The sequence below is a fragment of the Thomasclavelia sp. genome (assembly GCF_017889095.1).
GTDB lineage: Bacteria > Bacillota_I > Bacilli_A > Erysipelotrichales > Coprobacillaceae > Thomasclavelia.
In genome coordinates this window covers 1-8,136 of record NZ_JAGHEW010000021.1, presented here as the reverse complement: position 1 = coordinate 8,136, position 8,136 = coordinate 1, and the positions used below count along the sequence as shown (strand labels likewise).

Sequence of the window (8,136 nt, the reverse complement as noted above, 5' to 3'; positions counted from 1 at the left end):
CTTGGCGACTTACTGTTAAGCTATCATAATCCAATGTCACATCACCAATTACGATCTTTCTTTCACTTGCAATCTTAGATCGTCTTAATAACGCTTTAATTCTAAGCAATAATTCTTCTTCATCAAACGGTTTGGTAAGATAATCATCAATTCCAACAATAAACCCTTTTTTTCGATCACTTGTTAGCTGTTTTGCCGAAACCATCAAAATCGGCAGATCATTTTTACTTTCACGCAATAGTTTTGTAAATTCATAGCCATCCATTCCGGGCATCATGATATCCAAAACTACTAAATCTATATATTCCCGTTCCATAATATCTAAAGCCATCTGCCCATCTTTAGCGGTAGATACCTGGTAATTTTCTACTTCTAAAACAGCTTTGATCAAACGTCTAGTATTTATATCATCATCAACTACTAAAATATGAAACATTTAACTTGCCTTTTGGGCTGCCCCCTTTCTACTCTAACATTAATATTATATCAAACATTCTAAACTGAAACTAAACAAAAAAGATAAGATTGCTCTTATCTTTATTTAGCACATAATAACATTAACCCCGCTAAAATATATTCTTGTAAATGTTCAACTTTGTAAATTTCTATATTAAAATCTTCAACTTCATTTGCAAAAAAATCTTTAATATTATTTTTAATTACATTTACATCATCAACCATATCACTATAAATAATAAATACTTTAGGGGCAATAATACTAGAGATCGTAATTAACATCTTACTTACCAGTTCAACAATACCCTCTGGTGTTTTATTTAGATTAGCTTTATCATCAGATAACTGCATTGGTAAAAACTTTACTTCTCCAGCTAAATGATAATTTCCCTGGACTAACTCACCATTAATTACTGTTCCTAGCCCAGCATCTAAACCAATTGGCTGGAATAAAAAACAAAATGAATTATACCGTTCCTGGACCGCATAATAACCAATTGCTGCAGCATTAATATCATTAGCTAAAATAAAATCTCGCTGGTATGTTTCTTTTAGTTCTTTTTGCAAATCACGATTATTGGCATTAGCAACAAAAGTACTGCTTACCTTTCCGGCATTAACGATTCCTGGCATTGACAGGGCAATCGTTTTAATATCGGGATAAGTTGCCAAAACAATATCTAAAACATCAAAAACATCTTCAATTGCAATTGTCTGCTTAATTATTTCATTTTCATAAATACTTTTTTTATTTTGATCATAGATTCGATAATCAATATAAACCTTACCACTATTTTTATATACCGATAAACAAAGAATCATTGATTTTAACTGAATATCCCTTTTAATCAACAGACGATTACTGCTTTTACTATATTGTGGTAACTTATTACTTAGATCTTTAACTAAATTGATTATTTTTAATACATCGTACTTGGCAAAAACACGTGGCGGGATCTTGATTACTTGTTGGTTTTTTAATACTTTTTGAATATTAGCACATAAATAAGAAATCTGTGGTGCCAGTAAAATAAAATCATAATCAATCCCTTTTTCATAAACATCAAGATATCGAGTAGCATTAGCTTCAATATCTAAATCTAATAACTTAGCTGTTTCATTTATTTTTTGAGCAAAAAAACCGGTTGTTAGTCCACCAGAACAGCAAAGTAAAATTTTGGTTGTCGGTGTATTTGAGATTTTCTTGATCGTTTCGATCATTTCTTCAAATAACATCTTGGCATGATGTAGATTTTTCATTTGAAAATGTAAATAAAATTCTGTTTTTTGTTTTGCTTTATTAGTAACTGTAAGTTCAATAATATTAAATTTATTAAATGTTATGATTCCCTGACTATTTTCAGCTTCAATAATAATATTTTGACAATTATGCTTATCTTGTTTACAGCGATAAAAATCTCGTTTCTGACTTAAGACCCAGTAATAGAAAATCTCGGTATGAATATCTCTTAAAAACTCATCCATCATTACTAATCACCTCCAAATATTTTTTATCTGATTGCATCTATCTTGCTTTTTATTATAGTTATTTATTTTTTGAAAACATCTTTTTTTCTGGTTTTGATAAAAAGATCTTAATTTTTATTGATATAGAGGCATTTTTTTGAAAAAAATTTACAGAAACAATAAAAAAAAGATTGAAATGTTAATTTCAACCTTTAAGTTCAATCGGCTTAATAGCCGGATTTCCTTTTTTCTTAACATAAATATATCCAGCAATACCTACTATCAAAAAGACAATTGAAACAAGCTGAGCGGTTTTAAAGCCCATTACATATAAGCTATCTGTACGCATTCCTTCGATAAAATAACGAGTTATTCCATACCAGATGAAATAAGCAAAGAACTGTTCTCCTTGTTTAGTTTGGATTTTTTTGATTAAAAAGAAAATCAATAAAAAGCCAACAATATTTGCAAGTGATTCATATAAAAATGTTGGATGGTAATAAACACCGTTAATATGCATTCCGTCAATGATAAAATTAGGTAAATGCAAAGATTGTAGAAAATCTAAACTAACTGGTCCACCAAAAGCTTCCTGATTAAAGAAATTACCCCAGCGGCCAAAAGCCTGAGCAATCAAAACTCCAGGCATAATGGCATCACCAGCTACCATGTAATCAATTTGATGACGTTTAAAATACCACAAACTAAAGATAACTCCAGTAATCAAACCGCCCTGGATCGCTAAACCGCCATGTCTAAACATGATTATTTCTAAAGGATTCTTGGCATATAATTCATTCCACATAAAGATTACATACCATAACCGGGCACCAATGATCCCAGTAAATAAAACCCCAAAGAAATAATCGGATAACACTTCTGGATCGTAACCAATCTTTTTAAAATTATATCTACCCAATAAATAAGCAATAACTGCACCTGTAAGAATACAAATGGCATACCAGGCAATTGAAAGCGAACCTATTTGGATAAATGTTTTACTATTTGGAAAAAAACTCATTGTTTACCTCTTATTTTTATCAATATTTTTTAAGATTCGATCGACAAATTCTTTACTTGAATCAACCCCATATTCTCTTAAACGCATGTTCATAACTGCTGCTTCAATAATTACTGACATACTTCGTCCACTAGATACAGGAACGACTACTTTAGGAATCTTAACACCTAGAATTTCTTCAGTAGCATCATTTTCTTCAACCCCAACACGAGTGTATTCTCTTGAAGGAACCCAACGATCTAACTGAATTACTAAGTTAACTTCATCTTTATCTAAAATTGAGCTAATTCCAAACATTTTAGAAACATCAATTACCCCAATTCCTCTAATTTCCAATAAATTACTTAAAACCTCAGGAGCTTTACCGACAATGCTTTGTCCTAAATGATATAATTCAATAGCATCATCAGCTACTAATAAATGTCCTCTTTTAATTAACTCTAAAGCAATTTCGGATTTACCAATCCCGCTGTCACCTTTAATGATGACACCTTTACCATAAATATTTAAGAAGACACCATGCATCAATGTTTCTGGAGCTAGAACTTCATCAAGAATATTAGTTAACTCAATTGATACTCGTCCCGTAGCCGATTCCGTTACAAAGATTGGGAAATTTTTTTTACGAGCAATTTCAATTAAAATTTCTGGACATTCATTCCCTTTAGCTACAATAATACAAGGTACTTCATCATTTACTAAAAACGGAAAGATTTCCCGTTGTCTTTCATCAGACATCTCATTGATAAATGCTGATTCTTTATCACCAAAAATGATGATCCGCCGAAAATCACTGTGCTTAAAAAAGCCTGCCAATTCAAATCCTGGTCGATTAATTTCCGCAACAAAAATTGGCCGTTCTAAAGATTTTTCATCACCAGTTACTTGAACATAATGATCACTATTTAATAATTCACCTACTGTAATTGATTTTGGCATGATGGTATCCTCCCTATAATATTTTCTTCAAAAACATTCCAGTATAACTATTTTCGCATTTAGCAACTTTCTCTGGGGTTCCGGAAACAACTACAGTTCCACCACCGTCACCGCCTTCAGGTCCTAGATCAATAATATAATCAGCAACTTTGATCACATCTAAATTATGTTCAATAATAATTACTGTATCTCCCTGATCCACAATCCGTTGCAACACTTCAATCAACTTAGCAACATCATTACTATGTAATCCTGTTGTCGGTTCATCTAAAATATAAACTGTCTTTCCAGTTGCTTTTTTCTGTAATTCACTAGCTAATTTGACCCGTTGAGCTTCCCCACCAGATAAAGTAGTAGCGCTTTGTCCTAATTTGATATACCCTAGCCCAACATCTTCTAGAGTTTGCATCTTATTTTTTATTTTTGGTAAATTACCAAAGAAAGAAACGGCATCTTCAACTGTCATTTCTAAAACATCATAAATGTTTTTATCTTTATATGTAACTTGTAGTGTTTCTTCATTGTAACGTTTACCACCACATTGTTCACAAGGAACATAAACATCTGGTAAAAAATGCATCGAAATTCGTTTTAAGCCATCTCCCTGACAAGCTTCACAACGTCCACCTTTGACATTGAAACTAAACCGTCCTTTATCATAACCACGCATTTTAGCTTCATTAGTTTGGGCAAATAACCCCCGAATATCATCAAATACACCAGTATAAGTAACTGGATTAGAACGCGGCGTTCTTCCAATTGGATCTTGACTTACTTCAATTACTTTATCAATATTTTCTAACCCTAAAATATCTTTATGTTTACCAGGTTTTTCTTTAGAATGATAAATTCTTGCCATCATGGCTTTACCCATGATTTCATTAACCAAGGTACTTTTACCACTACCAGATACTCCAGTAACAACGGTCATTGTTCCTAGCGGGAATTTAACATTGATATTTTTTAAGTTATTTTCCCTGGCCCCTTTAATTTGAATAAAGTTACCATTACCTTTACGTCTTGTTTTCGGTACGGGAATTTTTAAGCGTCCTGATAAATACTGTCCCGTAATTGATTCTTTACAATCCATGATTTCTTGTGGAGTTCCTGAAACAATCACTTTTCCCCCATGAACTCCAGCACCAGGGCCAATATCGACAATGAAATCACTAGCTCGCATTGTATCTTCGTCGTGTTCAACGACAATAACACTATTACCAAGATCACGAATGTTTTGCAATGTGGCAATGAGCTTATCATTATCACGTTGATGTAAACCAATTGACGGTTCATCTAAAACATATAAAACACCAGTTAACCGAGAACCGATTTGTGTCGCCAAACGAATTCTTTGGGCTTCACCACCAGATAAACCACCGGCTTTACGTGATAAGGTTAAATAGCCAAGGCCAACATCATTTAAGAATGTTAAACGATCTTTGATTTCTTTTAAAACTAAATTAGCGATTTTTAATTCAAATTCTGTCAATTTTAATTCATCAATAAAAGTTAATGCTTTTTCAATTGACATATCCGTAAATTCACTAATATTTAAACCACCAACACGAACACTTAATACTTGATCATTTAAACGTCTTCCTTTACAAGTTGGACAGGTATGTTCGGCCATAAATGAAGCATACCATTCTTTTGACCATGATGAAGTCGTTTCTTCATATCTTCTTGCGATTAGCTTTTTAACCCCTTCGATTGGTCGATTGGTTTTCGAAACATTCCCGCTGCTAGAAACAATTTCATACGAAATTGGTTCATCAGAACCATCTAAAATGATCTTCAGTTCCTTTTTAGTAAAATCTTTCAACGGTTTATCTAAATCTATATGATAATGACGACAAAGTACTAAAAAACGTTGCCATTCAATTCGTTCAGTTCCTACTGAAGTTTTAAAATAACGAATCCCGCCTTGATTAATACTTAAATTCCAATCAGGAATCAATAAATCATCATCAACTTCATTTTTAATTCCTAACCCACGACAATCAGGACAAGCCCCTAAAGGATTATTAAATGAAAATAAGCGTGGTTCCAATTTAGGAACACTAAAACCACATTCAGGACAAGCTAAATGTTGTGAAAATAAAGCCTCTGTTTCTTCGCTAATATTAGCAACAATTACTTCGCCACCTGTCAATTTCAACCCAACTTCTAAAGAATCAATTAACCGACTACGATACCCTTCTTTTTTTACAATTCGATCGATTACAACATCAATATTATGCTTTTTGTTTTTATCTAACTGAATTTCTTCATCAAGCATTCTAACTTCGCCATCAACCTGAACCCGAATATAGCCATCTTTTAATAAATCTTCAAATAAATCTTTAAAAGTTCCCTTACGATTCTTAACTACCCGAGCTAATACCTGTAGTTTAGCACCATCAGGATAAGTATCAATTGTATCGGCCATCTGTTTAATCGTTTGTGATTCAATTACAATCCCATGATTAGGACAATAAGCTTTACCAACTCTGGCATATAATAATCTTAGATAATCAAATATTTCGGTTACTGTTCCCACGGTTGAACGAGGATTATTTGAGGTTGTTTTTTGATCAATTGCGATTGCCGGTGAAAGACCTTCAATACTATCCACATCGGGTTTTTCCATATTTCCTAAAAACTGTCTAGCATAAGCACTTAACGATTCAACGTAGCGACGTTGTCCTTCAGCATATATTGTATCAAAGGCCAGTGAAGTTTTTCCTGAACCCGATAATCCCGTCATAATTACTAATTTATTTTTAGGAATCTCTATATCTATATTTTTTAAATTATTTTCTCTAGCCCCTTTAATGACCAGTTTATCATGCTCCATATTTTACCTACCTTTTAACATCTTCAAAATAGCCTTACGATCATGACCACGTAATTGTTGATCATAAGCCCAATCTAATATCTCTTTATATTTAGCTGACTGTTCAATTTGTAACTCTTTTAAATCATTACCATTAATTACAGGTGGCAATGCTTCTTTACCTAATCGAGCCATTTTTTCTATCATCACATAATCAAATCGATTAATATTTTCATGTTCATCTTTATATCTACCTAGTTTATCACATTTCGTCAATAAAATTAAGTCATCTACGGGAACTATTCCATTAATTCCTTTTAAAATCCGAAAATATCCATAATCACGAGCACCGTTACGAACCATGTTCATTAAATGCATGTGATAGAAGATCATTGTCTTAACATAACGACGGATTTTTTTATCCGGCAGATACTTAGCTACCTGCTGCTCAAAGATTCTTACTCCTGATTCGTTATGACCTGGTGCTCGACCTTCAGGAGTGGTAACTTCCGGTTTTCCAATATCATGTAATAAAGCACTCCACATAAAGGCGAGCGGATTAGATGTTTTATCTTTACATAATGCAGCTAAATCGGTTACTAATAACGTATGGGTCCAAACATCTCCTTCAGGATGAAAGTCCAAACGCTGCATCGTTTTTGAAAGAATCTCTAAACATGGCCATAAAGCATTAATTTCTTTTAAAAACTTTAATCCCATTGATGGATGATTACTTAGTAATAACTTATTATATTCCTCATAGATTCTTTCTACGCTAAGATTTTCTAACGAATGAACTTTAACCATTTGTTTACACATTAATTTCGTTTGGGGTTCGATATAAAAGTCAAAGCGCGAAGCAAACTGCGCTGCCCGTAAAACTCTTAATGGATCTTCTTTAAAAGTATTTTGATTAACCATTCGTAGTGTTCTTTTTTTAAGATCATCTAAACCATGATAGAAATCATAGATCTTACCCGTTTTAACTTCATACATTAAAGCATTAATAGTAAAGTCACGCCGTGACGCAGCTGTTTTTAAATCAAGATTTTTATTCACTTCGATTTCAAAATCCTGATGTCCATTACCAATTTTATGTTCAATTCGCGGCATAGCAAAATCATAATTAGGTAATTCGGCCAATTTGAAAATCCCAAATGATTTTCCGACTAGATTAACATGACCGAATTGTTTTAATAACTGTTCCAGTTCATCTTTTTCTAAACCGTATACTTCAACATCAACATCATGATAATCAACATGATTATATATTTTCATATCACGAACGATCCCACCGACTAGAAAAACATTACCACCTTGATTATCTATAGCCTGAAAGATTTGGTTTACTAAAGGATTAAAAACAAACTTATTTTTCACCTTGTAACTCCAAGATAATATCTCTTAATTCCATTGCTCGTTCGAAATCAAGGATCTT

General features: G+C 32.7%; 7 protein-coding genes. All 7 read right to left on the bottom strand.

Annotation, left to right across the window (positions count from 1 at the left end; genetic code table 11):
• A partial coding sequence (locus tag J7M77_RS01065; RefSeq protein WP_296875131.1) for a response regulator transcription factor occupies positions 1-436 on the bottom strand: 436 nt, incomplete at its 3' end.
• Between the two features lie 101 nt (positions 437-537).
• On the bottom strand, positions 538-1,944 hold the full coding sequence (locus J7M77_RS01060) for an ROK family protein (protein WP_296875129.1): 1,407 nt from the start codon (positions 1,942-1,944) through the stop codon (positions 538-540).
• Positions 1,945-2,128: 184 nt separating this feature from the next.
• The gene (gene lgt, locus J7M77_RS01055; RefSeq protein ID WP_296875127.1) at positions 2,129-2,944 is read right to left on the bottom strand and encodes a prolipoprotein diacylglyceryl transferase; all 816 of its coding nucleotides are present in this window, start codon (positions 2,942-2,944) and stop codon (positions 2,129-2,131) included.
• A 3-nt stretch (positions 2,945-2,947) separates the two neighbouring features.
• On the bottom strand, positions 2,948-3,883 hold the full coding sequence (gene hprK, locus J7M77_RS01050) for an HPr(Ser) kinase/phosphatase (RefSeq protein WP_296875125.1): 936 nt from the start codon (positions 3,881-3,883) through the stop codon (positions 2,948-2,950).
• A gap of 13 nt (positions 3,884-3,896) precedes the next feature.
• Complete coding sequence (uvrA, locus tag J7M77_RS01045; RefSeq protein ID WP_296875123.1) at positions 3,897-6,719, bottom strand: excinuclease ABC subunit UvrA; 2,823 nt, start codon at positions 6,717-6,719, stop codon at positions 3,897-3,899.
• A 3-nt stretch (positions 6,720-6,722) separates the two neighbouring features.
• Positions 6,723-8,078 (bottom strand): HD domain-containing protein, encoded by a 1,356-nt coding sequence (locus tag J7M77_RS01040; RefSeq protein ID WP_296875121.1) that lies wholly within the window; start codon positions 8,076-8,078, stop codon positions 6,723-6,725.
• Positions 8,068-8,112, bottom strand: coding sequence for a hypothetical protein (locus J7M77_RS16815; protein ID WP_367236607.1), 45 nt, complete (start codon positions 8,110-8,112; stop codon positions 8,068-8,070). Before J7M77_RS16815 ends, J7M77_RS01040 begins: the two co-directional genes overlap by 11 nt.
• Between the last annotated feature and the right edge of the window lie 24 nt (positions 8,113-8,136).

What these genes read in the sequence shown, in the direction of transcription:
- lgt (WP_296875127.1), bottom strand. Translation starts at nt 2,944, where the DNA reads ATGAGTTTTTTTCCAAATAGTAAAACATTTATCCAAATAGGTTCGCTT.
- uvrA (WP_296875123.1), bottom strand. Translation starts at nt 6,719, where the DNA reads ATGGAGCATGATAAACTGGTCATTAAAGGGGCTAGAGAAAATAATTTA.
- J7M77_RS01060 (WP_296875129.1), bottom strand. Translation starts at nt 1,944, where the DNA reads ATGATGGATGAGTTTTTAAGAGATATTCATACCGAGATTTTCTATTAC.
- hprK (WP_296875125.1), bottom strand. Translation starts at nt 3,883, where the DNA reads ATGCCAAAATCAATTACAGTAGGTGAATTATTAAATAGTGATCATTAT.